Genomic DNA, 16851 nt, shown 5'->3' with positions numbered 1-16851 from the left:
GGTCTTTGTTCGAAACGCCACCACCCACGGACCCGGCAGGGAGGAGCGCCAGCGACGACCGGTGCCCGCGGGAGCATGCGGACCGCGACCACCGCGAAGCGGGAAGAAAGGTTGAGGCTTTTCCTGCCTGAGCGATCAGGCGGGCCGGGAGCGGGCGAGCGAACGCGTGACCGCGGCGGCGATCGCGCTGCTCGCGGCGAGGCCGACGAAGACGAGGAGCGCGCCGACCGCGAAGAGCCCGGAGTCGTCGTGCCGCGCCGCGTCCCAGGTCCAGACGATCGTGAACGCGAGCGTGAGCACGACCGCCGTCACCGCCGCGTTGACGCGCAGCAGGATCGCGGCGACCAGGATCGCGAGCAGCGTGACACCGCACCCCACGACCTGCCAGGCATGGTACGGCCCGGTGATGTTGCCCGCCGCGTCGACGTCCTTCTCGGTGTCCCACCCCAGCCAGCCGAACCAGGCGACGACGGTGAGCACGGCGACGGCCACAGCGCCGCCGATGGTCTTGGCATTCATGCGGAGAAACCTATGCCCGCCCGCGGGGAGGCGCGTGAGCCCGGGTACTCACATCTCCCAGGGCGCCTGCGGCAGCACGTCGCCGGTCTCCAGCAACGACTTCAGGTTCGCCATGACGGCCGGCCAGCCGGAGGAGATCAGCCCGTGGTCCTTCTCCGTCGTCAGGCCGGTGTGCGTGACGGTGAGCCGCACGATCTCCTGCCACGGCTCGACGTCGAACGTGACCGTGCCCGCGCCGTCCTCCGGCCGCTGCCCCGGCATGCCGAACGAGATGACCAGTTTTCGCGGCGGATCTGCGGAGAGGACCACGCCGCCGCCGTCCGCGATGCCGGAGTCGTCCGTGCGCAGATGCTCCCATGTGGAGCCCGGCCGCCAGTCGGACCGGTTGCTGTGCCCCCAGTACCGCGCCGTGAGGTCGGCGTCGGTGAGCGCCTGCCAGACGCGCTCGGCCGTGCTCCGGACGTAGGTCACGTAGACGTAATCGGGGATCATCGAGCGCTCCATGATGGCCTCCAGTGCGGCGAGCCGCGGTTCGTCGAACGCGGCGATCCAGCGGCGGCGGATCTCGTGGATCGGCACCGGATTGAGGTAGTGCAGCTTCTCCCGCCCCCGCCGGACCGTGCTGATCAGATTCGCCTCCTCCAGCACCGCGAGATGCTGGGTGGCCGACTGCCGGGCCATGTCCAGCCCCGCACAGAGCTCCCCGAGCGTCTGCCCGTCACGCCGCCGGAGACTGTCCAGCAGCCCACGACGGGTCGCATCGGCAAGCGCACGGAAGACCCGGTCCACAGCCAGCATTATGCAGGCATACACCTGCCTATTGTCAAGGGAGCGTACGACCGACGGACGCCACCATGCCGGCCTGCAGCGCGGCGGCGCCGACGATCTGGGACGGGCAGCCGCTCTCGAGATAGTTCGGCGCCGACCGGCTCTCCAGCGCGGCCAGGGCCGCGCGGACCCGGCGGGCCAGCCGCGGGATGAGGATGTCGTCCACCTCGGACGGCGCGATGAACGCGTAGCCGTCCAGCTCCCCCGCGGGCAGGCGGATCTGCGTGATCTCGGCCGGTGTCAGGCGGCCGCCGTCGAAGACGAAGCCGAGGGCGCCGTCCCACGGCGGGGCCGGGGGCACCCAGTCGACGCACAGCATCCGGTCGACGCGGCGGGACGGCAGCGCCAGCTCCTCCAGCAACTCCCGCCCGCAGGCCGCGGCCGGCGACTCGCCCGGCTCGATGCAGCCGCCGGGGATCTCCCAATCGCTTTTGTACGTGGGATGCACGATCAGGATTCGACCGCTGAGGTCACGGACAATAGCGCCGGCCGAGACTCTGACTCGAGTCAGGCTCGCGATGAAAGAGGGCAGGTCGTCAACCACGGGAGAACCTTAGTCCGGGATTCCCGCCTTCGAGGCCCAACGACACACGATTGATGAAGCAGCCCTACGCAGCGACACTAGTCGGATACGGAAACCGGGAGGTCACGTGCAACTTCCACCGTTTCTCCGCGTCGAGCGAATACCGCCGTACCTCAGCGCGCCCGTGGTCGTCGCGGTGCTCAACATCGCCATTCATCTGATCTTCGAGGACGCCGCGGTACGGACACCGATAGGAGTCATCACCATCGGCTCATATCTCATCACAGAAGCGACGGCAGCCTGGTGGAATATGCACCGGAGGAATCACGGAAACGGTGATCCGGCACAACCGGCCGGTGCAGAACAATACCGGACCACATCGGAGCTTCCGCCTACGCCCCGGCCCTTCGTGGGCCGTGTCGAGGAGATCGGGCGGATCGAGGAGTTTCTCCGCCGTCCACCTCCGGGTCGTCCTGATCGAGGGCATCGACGGCATCGGCAAGACCGCGCTCGCGCTGCGCGTCGCCCACCAGGTGGCCGCCGACTTCCCGGACGGGCAGATCTTCTGCCCGGTCGGCCGGGCCGGTGCCGTCGACACGATCCTCCCCAGGCTGATCACGCCGCCGGACGGTGGCGAACCGCACGAACTCCCGGCCCTGTACCAGAAACAGGTGGGTGACCGGCGGCGGCTGGTGATCCTGGACGACGTGCCCGGCACGGCCGTCCTCGACAGCCTGCTGCCGCTCGACCGGTGGAGCGCGCTGATCGTCACCGCGCGGCCGGGCGTCATCCCGCACGACAGCGTGGGCCTTCCCATCACGCTCGGCGGGCTGGACCGAGCCGAGTCACACGACCTGCTCCGGCTACTGGCCGGCGACGACCGGATCGACGAGCCCGACACCACCGCGATGTTCGAGGAGACCGGCGGTCACCCGCTGGCGCTGCAGGCCGCGGGCGCGCTGCTGAACACCCGTCCGCGTCTGGGGCTCGCCAGCGCGCTGGAGCGAGGACGCCGGAACCTCGGCTCGGACGGCTACACCGGTGCGCTCGACGTCATCTTCGCCATGCTGACCGGCCCGGAGCAGCGCGCGCTGCGTGCGATCGGCCGGCTCGGACGGCCGGCCTTCCACGCCTGGGAGCTGGCGCCGATGCTGGAGCACGAGAAGGAACACGGGCCCGCGGACGAGGCGACGGTGCTCCGCCTCGCGGACCGGCTGATGTTCGCCGAACTGATCGAGCGGGCGAGCACCGACCTCGGCGGCGAGACCGAGTACCGGGTCCGGGAGCACGTGCTGGCGTACGCCCGGCGTCTCGACCGGCCGCGGACACCACAGGAGCAGCGCCGCGACTCCGAGCTGGTGCTGGCGCGGCAGGCGTCCCGCCGGGCGCTCGACCCGGGAGCCGAGCTGGATCGGCTGATCTACCTGCCGATGGTCCGGGGCGAGATGCGGGAAGCCCTCGCCGGCGCCCGGCGCGCCGTCGCGGTGTCCCGGGAACGCGGCGAGCCCGAGGCCGAAGGGCTGGCGCTGGCCGCGTTCGCGGAGCTGCACGCCGAGATGGGCGCGTTCGAGGCCGCCGAGGACATGGCGTCGCGCGCGATGACCGGCCGCTTCGCCACCCGGCGCAGCGAGATCCGCGCACGCCGGACGCTGGGACGGCTGCACCGGCGGCTGCATCAGCAGGAGCGAGCGGTCCCGCAGCTGCGCACGGCGCTGCGGCTGGCCGAGGAGGAGGGCGAGCGGCCCGAACAGATCCGCACCCGGCGCGAACTCGCCGTGGCCCTGGCACGCGAGGACAGCGACGAGGCACTGGACATCGTGGAGGAGGCGCAGTGGCTCTGCGACCAGATCGAGGACGGCCGCACGTACCTGCCGAGCGTGCTCTGGGCGCGAGTTCCGCTACCGTCTGAATCCGCTGGTCCGGCTGGCCGCCGAACGGCAACTCCGGCAGCGGTACGCGCCCGAGTCCACCGTCGCGCTGGGTCGCCTGCGGGAGGCGTACCGGCTGATGATCGGGCTTGTCCTGCACCGATGGGACGAGACCTTCCCGGCGCCGGTGGTGCGCGTGCCCGGCCTCGAGCCCGGTGGCGCCTGGCGTGTGCTGATCGAGGCGATGGCCGCCGAGGTCGCGGGCAACCCGACGCCGTGGGTACGCCTCGAGCACCAGAGCCTGGTCGACTGTGCGGAGACCGCGCTCGATCAGAAGGATCCGGCGCTGTACTGGCGGACCACCGCGTTGCTCGGCGACCACGTGCCCGGCGGGTCCCTCGACCGGCTGCGACTGTTGCTGAGCCGCGCCCACGAGTCGGCGGCCCGCGACGAGGCCGACCAGGCGGACCGGGACCTGAACTGCCGCATCGACGCGCTCCTGGCCTACGGCGGTTTCCTGATCTCCGTAGAGGAGTACGCGCCCGCGTTCGCCTGCCTGAACAAGGTGTTCACCATCGCCGAGTGGGCGGGCCGCCCGGACATCGGCGCCATCTCCCCCGACGACGCGCGACGGCGAATCGCCTGGGCGAACCTGCGCGTCGGCATGGGCTACGCCCAGCTGCGCGTGCCGCAGGTGGCCGGCGGCCGGTTGACGAGGGCGATGATGGACTTCGAGACGCTGAAGGACGAACGGGAACGCCAGTCGGCCCGGCTGCTCCTGGACCTCAACTACGACTCCGACATCGGTCTGCGGCTGCACGCGCTGGCCGAGTCGTCCGCCCGTCCCGGGCCGTTCCTGGTGCTGCTGGTCCGCGCCGAGTCGCTCCGCAGGCGGCGCGAGTGGGGACAGGCCGAGCAGTGCCTGCGCGAGGCCCTGGAGCAGTGCCTGGGCGACTGCCGCCGGGCCGCCAACGTCAGCTATCGCCTGGCTCGCCTGTACCTGGAGCACGCGCAGGATCGCGTGGACCGGCACGCCGAGCTCACCCGGCTGGCGATCCGGCGGGCGGCCGAGGCGGTCCGGTACTTCCGGGGCATGGCGAACCGGGTCGGCGAGATCCGGGCCCGGTGCCTTCTCAGCCGCGCGTTCATCGCGGCCGGGCTGCTCCCGCAGGGCGAGACCGAGTGGCACCACGCGGCGAGGCTGCTCGGCACGTTCCGCCGGGACATCGACGCGGACCATCTGCTGACCACGCTCGACGCGCGCCTGCACTGGGCCGAGGGGGTCCTGCTGGTCGCGCAGGGCCGCGGCGTACCCGCGCGGCGGGCATTGCTGGAGGCGGCCCACTTCTTCCGCGAGCTCGACGACGGTCGCTCGACCGCCGCCGTGGAACGGCTGCTCGCGGAGGCGGGCCGCGCCTGACCGGGCGTGCGTCACCCGGCGGCGTGTCATGAGGGGGGTTCCGTCTTCACGGCCGCCGGGTGACGCGGATTCATGATTCGCCCGGCGGGGCAGAAGCGGGCAGGTACAGGAGTCCCGTTACGTCGGGTCGAAGGGCCTGTCACAGATCGATGGAATTTCGCCCCTTACCAGAGAGGCCTTTGGGGGCTTACCGTCTGTCTGACGACGAGCGGGGCGGGCGGGCACCCCGTGACGCTCGATCGTTGGGTCTTGTGATGCGGCACGTCCGCCGGCGCATCGGCGTGGTGGTGACGAGCGGACGGGACGGAGGGCAGAGTGTTGGCCGACTCGGTGGGACCTCGTGTCATTGTCGGCGTTTCGCCGTCGCTGACCGGTCTGCGCGCGCTGCGCATGGCGGTCGGGGAGGCGCGACGGCGAGGTGTGCCGCTGCGTGCGGTGCGCGCCTGGGATCTCGACGGTACGGATGCGGTCTACGTGCGTGGGCGGGACGCGGCGAGGCAGCTGATCCGGGAGTGTTTCGCGGACGCGCTCGGCGGCATGCCGCCGGACGTGCAGATCAACTCGGTGACCGTGCTGGACCGGCCCGGTGCCGCGCTGGTCGACTACGCGCGCGAGGACGACGTGCTCTTCGTCGGCCGGACGCCGCAGCGCTGGTGGCGGCGCGTGTTCCGGCGCTCGATCGCCGGTTATTGCGTGGCGCACGCGACCTGCCCGGTGCAGGTCGTGCCGCCGGACGCGTTCGCGCGCCAGTGGCAGCGGCGCAGCGTGGCGGACGCGATCAGCCGGGAGTTGTCCGAACTGAGTGGTTGAGGGGTAAGGATCTATCCATGACCCCACCTGAATCTATCGTCATCGCCGGCGGCGGGCTCGCCGGCGCGAAGGCCGCCGAGACCCTGCGCGAGGAGGGCTTCGGCGGCCGCATCACGCTGCTCGGCGCGGAGCTGATCCGGCCGTACGAGCGGCCGCCGCTGTCCAAGGGCCGTCTCCTGGGCACCGGCGAGGAGCCGTTCGTCCACGACGAGTCGTGGTACGCGGAGCACGACGTCGACCTTCGCCTCGGCGCCGTGGTCACCGGCATGGATCGAAAGAACCACGTGGTGCGCACCGCGTCCGGCGAGGACGTGGCGTACGACCGGCTGCTGCTGGCCACCGGCGCCACCCCGCGCCGGATCGGCACGCCGGCCGACTCGACGCTGCGCACCTGGCCGGACTCGGACCGGTTCGCGGCAGCGATCGACAAGGGCACCCGCCTGGTGATCGTGGGCGCGGGCTGGATCGGCCTGGAGGTGGCGTCCGCGGCACGGCAGCGCGGCGCGCACGTCACCGTGGTCACGCCGGACTCGTTGCCGCTGCGCAAGGTGCTCGGCGACACCGTGGCGGAGGTGTTCGCGGACCTGCACCGGGCGCACGGCGTGGAGTTCCGGTTCGGCACGCACGTGCGCGAGGTGCTGCCGGACGGCGTGATCGTGGCCGACGACACCCGCATCGACGCGGACGCGGTGCTGGTCGCGATCGGCGCCACGCCCAGCATCGACCTCGCGGTGGAGGCGGGCCTGGCGACCGGCGACGGCGTGCACGTGGACGCGCTGCACACCACCAGCGATCCGGACATCTTCGCGGCCGGCGACATCGCGGCCGTGGAGCATCCGCTGCTCAAGGCCCGGGTCCGCGTGGAGCACTGGGGCAACGCGCTGGACTCCGGCCCGGCGGCCGCTCGCGCCATGCTCGGTCGTGGCACGCCGTGGGAGAAACTCCCCTACTTCTTCACGGACCAGTTCGACCTGGGTATGGAGTACGCGGGCTGGGTGCCGCCGGGCGCGGAGGCCCGGGTGGTGGTGCGCGGCGACCTGGCCGCGCGCGAGGGCATCGTGTTCTGGCTGGTCGGTGACCGGGTCGCGGCCGGCATGAACCTCAACGTCTGGGACGTTCAAGAGCAGATTCAGGCATTGGTACGGGCCGGCCTGACCGGCGGGAAGGTCGACCTCGACCGGCTGACCGACCCCTCGGTCCCGCTGGAGGACCTGATCGCCTGACGGCCACCCGCCACCGGCGTCCTCGGTGCATCGGGGCGTCCCCCACGTCGCTGGACCGGCGTGGGGGACGTGCCGCGCGCTATCGGCCCGCCGCGCCGACCGCGTGCCAGCCACCGGCCGGCAGCGTGCCGGGCGTCTCCGGACCCCAGGTGCCCCGCTCGTACGGCAGGATCGGCTGGTGCCCGTCCAGCACCGGCGCCACGATCCGCCACTCCTCGCGGATCGTCTCCTCCGAGGCGAACCGGTCCTGCCGTCCGTCCAGCGCGTCGTCGATCAGCCGCTCGTAGGCCTCCTGCCGCCTCCCGAGCGCCGCACCGAAGTCCACGTCCAGCGGGAGCGGGCGCGTCCTGGAAGCCCGGCCCGGCTCCTTCACGTTGAGCATCAGCCCGATCCCGTCGTTGCGCCCGAGCCGGAGCCGCAGCAGGTTCGGGGTCGCGTTCGCGTAGGCCGACGGCCGCAGCGTCACCACCACCTCGGTCGCGGTCTCCGCCAGGTGCTTGCCGGCCCGCAGGTGGAACGGCACGCCCGCCCACCGCCGCGTGTCGATCCGCAGCGTGGACGCCACGAACGTCTCCGTGGTCGACCCGGCCGCGACGCCCGGTTCGTCCCGGTACCCCGCGTACTGCCCGAAGACCGTGCTCCCCGGCGTCAGCGGCCGCATCCGGCGCAGCGCGTGCAGCTCGTCGGCCTTGGCCGGGGACTCCATCGCCAGCAGCGCCGCGACCTGCAGCACGTGGTTCTGCAGCACGTCCCGGACCGCGCCGCTGCGGTCGTAGAACCCCGCCCGGCCCTGCGTGCCGAACTGCTCCGCCAGCGTGATCTGCACGTTGTCGATGTGCTCCCGGCTCCAGATCGGCTCCAGCAGCCGGTTGCCGAACCGCAGCGCCGCGATCCCCTCGACCGCCTCCTTGCCCAGGTAGTGGTCGATCCGGAAGGTCCGCTCCGGGTCGAACGCGCCGCGCAGCGTGACCGCGAGCGCCTGCGCGGACGCGAGGTCGTGCCCGAACGGCTTCTCCACGATCACCCGGCCGCGCCTGGCCAGCCCGGAGTCCTTCAGCCCGCCGACCACGTCGGTGAAGACCGCGGGCGGGATGGCGAGGTAGAAGAGCGGCCGCGCGGTGTGCTCCAGCGCCTCGCTCAGCCGGGCGTAGGTGCGCGCGTCGTCGTACCCCCCGGAGATCATGGTCATTCGCGCGGCCAGCGCGTCGAACGCGGCCTCGTCGACCACGTCCACGGCCTCGACGACGGCCTTGCGTACCGTCCTGACCAGGTGCTCGTGATCCCAGGCCGACCGGGCGACGCCGAAGACCGGCAGGTCCAGCCGACCACGGCGAGTCAGTTCGTAGAGGGCCGGGATCAGCTTCTTGGCCGCGAGATCACCGGTCACGCCGAAGAGAACGACAGCGTCAGCGCGCTCGTCCATCGGGGGTCACCCCATAAGTCGGTAGACAACTATGCGTTCCTGACCAACGAGCGCATGATCGTCCGGATTTCCGTCCGCGGGTGAGACGTGGGCGACAGCTAGAATCGTCGGCGTGAAGCTGAAGCTGGATCTGCACGACATCTTCAACCGGGGCCAGGAGATCGACCGCGCGCTGCGGAACATCATCGACGAGGCGATCCAGAAGAAGGCCGCCACCGTCGAGATCATCCCCGGCAAGGGCAGCGGCGCCCTGAAGAAGAAGGTGCTGCGCTTCCTCGACCAGCGCGACATCAAGCAGCTCTACCACCGCGTCGAGAAGGACGGCGACAACTGGGGCCGCCTCTTCGTCCACTTCAAGCACGACGCCCCCACCGGCCGCCGCGGCCGCGGGCGCTGACCCGCCTCCTCGCCGCCGTCCTCCTCTACGGCGGCGCCGTCCACGTCTGGCAGCTGACGACGTGGCCGCCGTACCCGTGGGCGCCGACGTGGCTGGCGATCTACTTCATCTCGCTGACGTTCTTCGACCCGCTGGCCGCCGTGCTGCTCCTGCTGCGCCGCCGCGCCGGCCTGGCCCTGGCCGCCGTCGTCCTCACCACGGACGCCGCCGCCAACGCCTACAGCATCTACGGCCTCGGCGTCTTCTCCCCCGCCGCCGTCATCGCCCTGATCATCACCTCGCTGCTGGCGCTGGCCGCCCTGGTCGCGCTGGTCAGAACCTGAGTCGTCAGGGAGTGGCCGGCTCGCACGGGTCGAGGACCCTGGAGTTCGGTTTGCGGTCGCCCGGGACGCTCGCCGGGAGGTATTCGCCGAATTTCCGGGTCCACTCCTCGTCCACGAACCGGGTGAGCGCGGCGCTCAGGTACTCGCACAGCTCCGGCCGGTTGTTCGGCAGGCCGATGCCGTACCGCTCGCTGCCCACCCGCATTCCCGGCACCACGCGCAGGTCGCTCGCGTACGACGCCAGCCCCTCGAGGATGACCTGGTCGGTGGAGACCGCGTCGACCTCCCTGGCGCGCAGCCGCTGGACGCACCGGTCGAGCGTGTTCTCCGGCCTGGAGTTGATCTTCGCGCCGAAGATTCGCGTCTCGCCGGTCGAGCCGAGCACCACGCAGACCGCCCGGCCCTCGATGTCCGCGGGCGTGCCGATCGGGCTGCCGGTCAGCGTCATCAGCCCTTGCGCGTCCGACAGGTAGGGACCGGCGAAGTCGACCTCGTCGCGCCGTACATCCGTGATCGAGAAGTTGGAGATGACCAGTTTGACCGGGCTGTCCTCGCGCTTCAGCACCTTGAGCCGCTCGTCCGTGGTGATCGGCACGTACTGCGGCGTGAAGCCCAGCTCGCCGGCCAGCCAGTTGCCCAGCGCGATGTCGAACCCGCTCCACACGCCGTTGCGGTACAGGCTCCAGCCCGGCAGGTCCGAGTTGACCCCGATCGGCACGGTGCCGGACAGGTAGTCGGCCGGCTCGGGCTCCGGCGTGCGCGCGTTACAGCCGGTCAGGGCCAGGCAGGCGAAGAGCGCCACCCACGCGGTACGTCTCATCTCGTGCTCCTCACTCAGCGCCGCAGGCGCGTGTCGGACATGCGGACCAGCAGCTCACACTTCTGCTCGCCGGGTACCTCGACCCGGACGCGTAGCTGGACCCGTTTCGCACCGGCCGGGATGGGCAGCGCGACCTGCTCACCGTGGCGGGTCCGGTAGGCGGCCTGCGGCTGGCCGTCGATCACCGGCCGGACCAGGACCGTGGCCGGGAGCACGCAGTCGCCGAGGTCACCGGTCGGCGACAGCTCCGGCACCGCGACCAGCTCACCGCCCCAGGGACCGTCCACCGTGGCCTTCAGGTCGGTGTCCGTGTCCTGTGCCATCCGGACCGCGTCGCCGACGGACACCGTCAGGTCCACGTGCCGCGCGTGCCAGGCCGAGACGCCGATCGCCGCGCCCGCGCCGGCGGCCACCACGATCAGCGCCACGACCGTCTGCGTCAGCACCGCGCGCATCCCCGGCGCCGGCCCACCGGGATCGGGCCTGGCCGCGCGGATCCCCGCGGCCGCCAGCAGCACCCCGACCACGCCGATCGGCAGCGCCAGCACATCGGCGACGAAACCGCCCCGGTCGCCCCAGAACAACAGCGCGATCGTCAGCGCGAACGTGGCCACCAGCAGCGGCACCGACCACCGTGCCCCACGCGTCAGCATGCCCATCCGATGCCCCCTCGCTCCCGCTCGGACGGGAGACATTGGATCACCGTCGTCCGGGCGGCACGCCCGGATAGTGCCTGCTAAACGGCCATATTTCCGGATTCACTCCTCGGCGGGAGGCCGAACGGCCAGGCCTTCGTGGCACACAGAGAAGCGAGCGCCGCCGGAGGGGGGATCCGGCGGCGCCCGAGTGGTGCGGTGGGGAAGGTCAGCGGGTGGTGCCCTCCGGCGAACCGGCGGAGGCCGCGGCCGGGACCTGCACCGTCTCCTCGTGGTCGTCGAGCATGGTGGCCTCGTCGAAGGGCTCGCGGCCGGCCAGGACCGCCTCGAGGCGCTCCTTGTCGATCTCCTTGGTCCAGGTGCCGACCAGGACCGTGGCGACCGCGTTGCCGGCGAAGTTGGTCAGCGCCCGCGCCTCGGACATGAACCGGTCGATGCCGACGATCAGGCCCACGCCGTCGACCAGGTCCGGGCGGTGGCTGGAGAGGCCGCCGGCCAGCGTGGCCAGTCCGGCGCCGGTGATGCCGGCCGCGCCCTTCGAGGCGATGATCATGAAGAGCAGCAGGGAGATCTGCTCGCCGACGCTCAGCGGGTCACCCATGGCGGACGCGATGAACAGCGAGGCCATGGTCAGGTAGATCGCGGTGCCGTCCAGGTTGAACGAGTAGCCGGTCGGGACCGTGATGCCGACGACGGACTTGCTGATGCCGGCGTGCTGCATCTTCGCGATCAGGCGCGGCAGCGCGGACTCGGACGACGACGTGGACACGATCAGCAGGAACTCGCGGCCGAGGTACCTGAGCAGGCTGAAGATGTTGACGCCGGAGACCAGGCGCAGGATCAGGCCGAGGATCACGAAGACGAAGATCGCGCAGGTGATGTAGAAGCCGATCATGATCTGGGCGAGGCTCTTCAGCGCGTCCATGCCGGTGGCGCCGACGACCGCGGCCATCGCGCCGAACGCGCCGATCGGGGCCAGCCACATGATCATGGCGAGGATCTTGAAGACCACGCGCTGGAACAGCTCGATCGCGCGCAGCACCGGCTCGCCCCGCCGGCCCATCGACTGGACCGCGAAGCCGAACAGCAGCGCCACCAGCAGCGTCTGCAGCACCAGGCCCTCGGTCAGCGAGGAGACCAGCGTGTGCGGGATGATGCCGAGCAGGAAGTCCGCGGTGCTGGTGTGCGGCGCCTTGCCGGCCGCCGCCTTGCCCGCGGCCGCGACCGACTCGCTCAGGTGCAGGCCCTGGCCCGGGTGCACGATGTTGCCGACGACCAGGCCGATCGCGAGCGCGACCGTGGACATGGTGAGGAAGTAACCGAGCGCGAGGCCGCCGACCTTGCCGACCGAGGCGGCCTTCCGGATCGAGCCGATGCCGAGGACGATCGTGCAGAAGATGACCGGCCCGATCATCATCTTGATCAGGTTGACGAAGCCGGTGCCGATCGGCGCCAGTTCCTTGGCCTGCGTCGGCCAGATGAAGCCGACCGCGATGCCGAGAAGCACGGCGACGATGACGGCGATGTATAGGAAGTGGGTACGGCCACCCGACCGCCGTACCGGCGCTGTGTTCTCTGTGACGCTCATGCCGCAGACTGTGGCCTGTGTCTCAGGGTGAGGCACGATTGCGTTCATTCTGTTCACCGCGAGGACCCGGACCCGAAACATGCCGATCATCCGACGATGGAGCATCGCGCGCGAGCTGTTCGTGCTGCAGGTGCTCGTCGTGACCCTGCTGGTCACGGCCGGGACCGTGGGCACGGTGGCGCTCGCGGCGCAGGACGCGCAGCACGCCGCCGTCGAGGAGGTCACGGCCGTCGCCGAGACGATCGCGCTCTCGCCGCTGGTCGTCACCGCGCTGCGAAGTGCCGACCCCACACAGACCCTTCAGCCGTACGCGGAGAGCGTGCGCAAGGCGACCGGCACCGACTTCATCGTGGTCATGGCGCCGGACCGCACCCGCTACACGCACCCCACCGAGTCACTGATCCGCCGGCCGTTCGTCGGCTCGATCGACAAGGCGCTGGCCGGCGGCACCGTGGTGGAGACGACCACCGGCAGCCTCGGCCGGTCCGTGCGCACGGTCGTGCCGATCCGTGACGAGTCCGGCGCGATCACCGGCCTGGTCTCGGTCGGCATCACCACCGACGAGATCAACCGCCGGCTGCGCAACCAGCTGCCCGCGGTGCTGCTCGCCACGCTGGCCGCGCTCGCGCTCGCGGCGGCCGGTGCCTGGCTGCTCTCCAACCGGCTGCGCCGCCAGACGCACGGGCTCGGGCCCGCGGAGATGCGAAGGATGTACGAGTACTACGACGCCGTCCTGCACTCCGTGCGCGAGGGCCTGCTCGTGGTCGACCGGGACGGCCGGATCGCGCTGATCAACGACGAGGCCCGCCGCCTGCTCGGGCTGCCGGACGACACGCCGGTCGGCGCGCTGCACCTGCCGGACGAGGTCGCGGAGCTGCTCACCGCGGCGGAGCCGCCCGCGGACGTGCCGGTGCTGGCCGGCGACCGGGTGCTGGTGGCCAATCAGCGGGCGACGCGCTTCGACGGCCGTACCCTCGGCACGGTCCTGACCTTGAGAGACCACACGGAGCTGCGCGCGCTGACCGGCGAGCTGGACTCCGTGCGCGGACTGACCGAGGCGTTGCGCGCGCAGGCACACGAGGCCGCGAACCGCCTGCACACGGTGCTGACCATGGTCGAGCTGGGCCGCGCGGACGAGGCGGTCCGGCTGGCCACCGCGGAGCTGGAGCTGGCCCAGCAGCTCACCGACCAGGTCGTCGGCGCGGTCGCGGAACCGGCGCTGGCCGCGCTGCTGCTCGGCAAGTCCGCACAGGCGGCGGAGCGCGGCGTCGAGCTGGTCGTCGACCCTGTGTCGCGGCTGGACGCGTCCCGGCTGCCCGCCCGCGACCTGCTCACCGTGGTCGGGAACCTGGTCGACAACGCACTGGAGGCGGTCGCCGGGCATCCCGCGCCGCGCCGCGTGACCGTGCTGATCACCGAGGAGGACGCGGAGGTGCTGGTCCGGGTCACGGACACCGGTCCGGGCATGACGCCGGACGAGGCCGCGTCCGCGTTCCGGCGTGGCTGGACCACCAAACGGGAGGGCCGCGGGCTCGGGCTCGCGCTGGTCCGCCAGGTCGCGGAGCGGCACAACGGGTCGGCGACGGCCCTGGCCTCGGACGGTGGCGCGGTCATCACGGTCCGGCTTCCCGTCGGAGCCCGGCCATGACCGCCGCGATCCGGGTGCTGGTCGTCGACGACGAGCCGCTGATCGCGGAGGCGCACGTGGCGTACACGCTGCGGGTCGAGGGTTTCGAGGTGGCCGGCGTGGCGCACTCGGGACGGGCCGCGATGGCCGCGCTGCGCGCCGGCGGCGTCGACCTGGTCCTGCTCGACCTGCACCTGCCCGACATGCACGGGCTGGAGATCGTCCGCGGGCTGCGCGCCGCCGGCATCCCCACGGACGTGCTGGCCGTGACGTCCGCGCGCGACCTCGCCATGGTCCGGTCCGCCGCCGCGCTCGGCGTCGCCCACTACCTGCTGAAACCGTTTACGTTCGCCGGGTTCCGGGACAAGCTGGAGCGGTACGCGGAGTATCACCGCCAGATGCACGGGGACGGGCAGGTCGCGGCGCAGCACGAGATCGACCGCGTCTTCGCGACGCTGCGGGGCAACGTGCCGGCGGACTCGCTGCCGAAGGGCCTGGACACGGCCACGCTCGACCTGGTGCTGGGCGCGTTGCGCGCGGCGCCGCCGACCCGCGGGCTGTCCGCGGCGGAGATCGCCTCGGCCACCGGGGTGTCGCGCGTGACCGCGCGCAGATACCTGGAACATCTCGCGGGTACGGGAAGGGTGGTGCGCTCCCCGCGCTACGGCGGGCCGGGCCGGCCGGAGGTCGAGTACCGGCCGGCGTGAGCGGTCAGGCGCCCCGGGACACGCCCGCCGGCTCCGGGCGACGCGTGTGCTGCGTCGGCACCACCGTCGGGCGCTGCTGTGCCGGCACCGGCGTCTCCGCGCTCTCCTCCGGCCGGTCCTTGCGGATCTCCGCCACGCTCTTCTGCAACGCCCGGCGCAGCCGCGGCCCGAACGGCTTCTCCACGAACCGGTACACCAGCCAGGCCGGCACCAGCATCGCCAGCATCGTGGCCGGCACCAGCACCTCCAGCGGAATCCCGGCGTCGACCAGCCCGTGCCGGATCAGGATGTAGCCGATCCGCTGGTGCAGCAGGTAGTACGGGTAGGTAAGCGCGCCCGCCACGGTCAGCCACCGCCAGTCGAACCGGTCCGCCTTCCCCATCGCGATCCCGATCAGCATCAGATAGACCACGGTCATGATGAGCACGGCCGGCCACAGCGGCACCTCCCACCCCGGGTTCAGCTTCACGCGGCCGTTCAGACTGTGCAGATTCAGCAGCCAGGTGAACCCGAGCATGCCCCACAGCAGCGTCGACGGCCCGAACCGGCGGATCAGATAGAGCAGGATGCCGGCGCAGAAGTACCCCGCGTACTCCGGCACGACCACCGTGCTGACGATGGGGTTACCGAACTGCACGGCCAGCGCCGACGCCGTCATCCAGACGACACAGAAGAGCACCGCCCGCCGGTACGTCACGCCGCGCCCGACCACCAGCGCCCACAGCAGGTAGAACCGCAGCTCGGTCCAGAGTGTCCAGTACACGTTGTCGACGGACGGGTGCCCCAGCGGGTGCTGCAGCATCGTCAGGTTGATGCCGATGTCCGTCCAGGTGAACGTGTCGTACACCGGGATCCAGCCGCCCTTGACCGGGATCAGCGTGGTGACGGCCAGCGTGATCGCGATGCAGGCCCAGTAGGCGGGGTAGAGCCGCGCCAGTCGTGACACCGCGTAGTCACCGAGCTTCTTGCCCCAGCTGCTCATCCCGATCACGAAGCCGCTGATCATGAAGAACATCTCCACGCCCAGGAAGCCGTAGATGGTCACCCTGCTCGCGTACGGCAGGTAGTGCGCGGGGTTGTGCACCCCGTCCACGGACCAGAACGACGTGTAGTGGTAGAGCGCCACTGCCAGCGCGGCGATGAGCCGCAGGGCGTCCAGGGCGGGAATACGGTGCATAACGAGACATGGTCCCCGCTCCGGCATAAAGCCGGGATAAGTGTGTCTGTGACGGGTCGATTTCCTCGATTTTCACCCCATCTTGGCACGGGTTGTTGGGGGTGGGGAAATCGGAATGATGGGGTGACGGCATCCATGGGTGTTTATGGGGCGTGGCGGTGAGGGGTGCCTCTTGCTTTCCCTGTTTGGGGGGTGGTCACACGTGGAGGTGGGCGAGCGGGCGGGTGGGCGCTGCGCGGCGAACCTGCGCTGGCCTCTTACGGCGGACCTTCATCTTCTGGACGACACGAGGGATCGGTTACCTAGAGTCACTGAGAGGTCGGGCGCTGGCGCGCCCGAAATTTCGTGTTATTGGTTGCGTTGGGTGTTCTGGTTGCGTTTTTGCCTCCGGCGGGAGCCTCCGGCGCCGGGGCAGCGGAAAGGCAACGTCAACGGCGATGCCCGCAGATCCCGGGTGGTGGGGTTTCGCGCGGCCCGCCTGCCCCGCATGCCATCGACCCAGGACAAGCCGAGCAGATCATCGGCAGGGCCGCCAGCTTTGGTCTGTCGCGCGGCGGTCGCGTGGTTCTCGCGTTTGGGCGGTCGCCTTCCGCTGCTCGGCGGCGGGTCCGTGGGCGGTCCGGTTTTGAGAGTGACGTCGGGCGGGCCGCTGCCGGGTTCCTCGTGATCGGGTTCAGGCTTGCGTGACGTTGTTTGCCGCCGGAAGCGTTGGTGGCGGCCCTGCCGATGATCTGCACCCCTGCGGGCGGGTCGACGGCATACAGGGCAGCCAGGCGGTCACCTCTATCTGTGCTTGCGCATAAAAGACAAAACACCCGCCCGAAGGCGGGTGTCAGGGCGGGTCGAGATCCTTGCGTCTCTGGTGGCCCTTTCACGGGCCGTAAAAGGGCCACCAGAGACGCAAGGATCTTGAGTCCCGGATGGTGGAATGACTATCTCGGG

The 16851-nt window shown here is 71.0% G+C and carries 16 protein-coding genes and 1 pseudogene; 8 read left to right on the top strand and 9 right to left on the bottom strand.

Annotated features, from left to right (window positions below; all coding sequences use genetic code 11):
* Positions 1–135: 135 nt before the first annotated feature.
* From OP04_RS01865 to OP04_RS01855, 3 genes are read right to left on the bottom strand one after another with little or no spacing between them, the layout of a single operon-like run.
* Positions 136–519: a hypothetical protein gene (locus tag OP04_RS01865; RefSeq protein ID WP_033337623.1), complete on the bottom strand. Its 384-nt coding sequence runs from the start codon at positions 517–519 to the stop codon at positions 136–138.
* Positions 520–567: 48 nt separating this feature from the next.
* Entirely contained in the window at positions 568–1317 is a 750-nt protein-coding gene (locus OP04_RS01860; protein ID WP_198153652.1) for an ArsR/SmtB family transcription factor, read from the bottom strand.
* A 25-nt stretch (positions 1318–1342) separates the two neighbouring features.
* Complete coding sequence (locus OP04_RS01855; protein WP_085066137.1) at positions 1343–1891, bottom strand: NUDIX domain-containing protein; 549 nt, start codon at positions 1889–1891, stop codon at positions 1343–1345.
* A gap of 314 nt (positions 1892–2205) precedes the next feature.
* Between OP04_RS01855 and OP04_RS56745 the strand changes: the two are divergent.
* Positions 2206–2784 (top strand): annotated as a pseudogene (locus tag OP04_RS56745) (hypothetical protein); the annotation flags it as partial.
* Here the strand turns inward: OP04_RS56745 and OP04_RS55390 are convergent.
* Positions 2734–3546 carry a hypothetical protein gene (locus tag OP04_RS55390; RefSeq protein WP_232323428.1) on the bottom strand — a complete coding sequence of 271 codons (813 nt, stop codon included), beginning with the start codon at positions 3544–3546 and terminating at the stop codon, positions 2734–2736. The pseudogene OP04_RS56745 and the gene OP04_RS55390 overlap by 51 nt on opposite strands.
* 331 nt (positions 3547–3877) lie before the next feature.
* Between OP04_RS55390 and OP04_RS55385 the strand changes: the two genes are divergently transcribed.
* The 3 genes from OP04_RS55385 to OP04_RS01830 all read left to right on the top strand — a co-directional run bounded on the left by OP04_RS55385 (position 3878) and on the right by OP04_RS01830 (position 7191).
* On the top strand, positions 3878–5158 hold the full coding sequence (locus OP04_RS55385) for a hypothetical protein (protein ID WP_033337619.1): 1281 nt from the start codon (positions 3878–3880) through the stop codon (positions 5156–5158).
* Positions 5159–5473: 315 nt separating this feature from the next.
* Complete coding sequence (locus OP04_RS01835; RefSeq protein WP_085066136.1) at positions 5474–5968, top strand: universal stress protein; 495 nt, start codon at positions 5474–5476, stop codon at positions 5966–5968.
* Between the two features lie 17 nt (positions 5969–5985).
* A complete protein-coding gene (locus OP04_RS01830) occupies positions 5986–7191 on the top strand; it encodes an NAD(P)/FAD-dependent oxidoreductase (protein ID WP_033337618.1) in 1206 nt (401 codons plus the stop codon).
* Between the two features lie 79 nt (positions 7192–7270).
* Here the strand turns inward: OP04_RS01830 and zwf are convergent, their stop codons facing one another.
* Entirely contained in the window at positions 7271–8614 is a 1344-nt protein-coding gene (zwf, locus tag OP04_RS01825; protein WP_033337617.1) for a glucose-6-phosphate dehydrogenase, read from the bottom strand.
* Positions 8615–8726: 112 nt separating this feature from the next.
* On the opposite strand from zwf, the gene OP04_RS01820 reads away from it, so the two are divergent.
* Both OP04_RS01820 and OP04_RS49015 read left to right on the top strand, forming a co-directional pair.
* The gene (locus OP04_RS01820; RefSeq protein ID WP_033337616.1) at positions 8727–9011 is read left to right on the top strand and encodes a Smr/MutS family protein; all 285 of its coding nucleotides are present in this window, start codon (positions 8727–8729) and stop codon (positions 9009–9011) included.
* 140 nt (positions 9012–9151) lie between these two features.
* Positions 9152–9334, top strand: a complete 183-nt coding sequence (locus tag OP04_RS49015) for a hypothetical protein (RefSeq protein ID WP_051796933.1) — start codon at positions 9152–9154, stop codon at positions 9332–9334.
* A gap of 4 nt (positions 9335–9338) precedes the next feature.
* Here OP04_RS49015 and OP04_RS01810 read toward each other — a convergent pair whose 3' ends face one another.
* The 3 genes from OP04_RS01810 to OP04_RS01800 form a co-directional block, all read right to left on the bottom strand.
* Positions 9339–10154 (bottom strand): transporter substrate-binding domain-containing protein, encoded by an 816-nt coding sequence (locus tag OP04_RS01810; protein WP_033337615.1) that lies wholly within the window; start codon positions 10152–10154, stop codon positions 9339–9341.
* A 14-nt stretch (positions 10155–10168) separates the two neighbouring features.
* On the bottom strand, positions 10169–10813 hold the full coding sequence (locus OP04_RS01805; protein ID WP_033337614.1) for a hypothetical protein: 645 nt from the start codon (positions 10811–10813) through the stop codon (positions 10169–10171).
* Positions 10814–11018: 205 nt separating this feature from the next.
* Entirely contained in the window at positions 11019–12398 is a 1380-nt protein-coding gene (locus OP04_RS01800) for a cation:dicarboxylate symporter family transporter (protein ID WP_051796932.1), read from the bottom strand.
* A 79-nt stretch (positions 12399–12477) separates the two neighbouring features.
* Here OP04_RS01800 and OP04_RS01795 point away from each other — a divergent pair, with 79 nt between their 5' ends.
* Both OP04_RS01795 and OP04_RS01790 read left to right on the top strand, forming a co-directional pair.
* The gene (locus OP04_RS01795; protein ID WP_033337613.1) at positions 12478–14046 is read left to right on the top strand and encodes a sensor histidine kinase; all 1569 of its coding nucleotides are present in this window, start codon (positions 12478–12480) and stop codon (positions 14044–14046) included.
* Positions 14043–14732, top strand: coding sequence for a response regulator (locus OP04_RS01790; RefSeq protein ID WP_033337612.1), 690 nt, complete (start codon positions 14043–14045; stop codon positions 14730–14732). Before OP04_RS01795 ends, OP04_RS01790 begins: the two co-directional genes overlap by 4 nt.
* Before the next feature lie 4 nt (positions 14733–14736).
* Here the strand turns inward: OP04_RS01790 and OP04_RS01785 are convergent, their stop codons facing one another.
* Positions 14737–15909, bottom strand: coding sequence for an acyltransferase family protein (locus OP04_RS01785; protein ID WP_051796931.1), 1173 nt, complete (start codon positions 15907–15909; stop codon positions 14737–14739).
* Positions 15910–16851: the final 942 nt, after the last annotated feature.

The sequence above is a fragment of the Catenuloplanes japonicus genome, from assembly GCF_000717135.1.
Lineage (GTDB): Bacteria > Actinomycetota > Actinomycetes > Mycobacteriales > Micromonosporaceae > Catenuloplanes > Catenuloplanes japonicus.
Note: the sequence above shows the minus strand (reverse complement) of the source record. Positions and strands in the feature narration are given on the sequence as shown.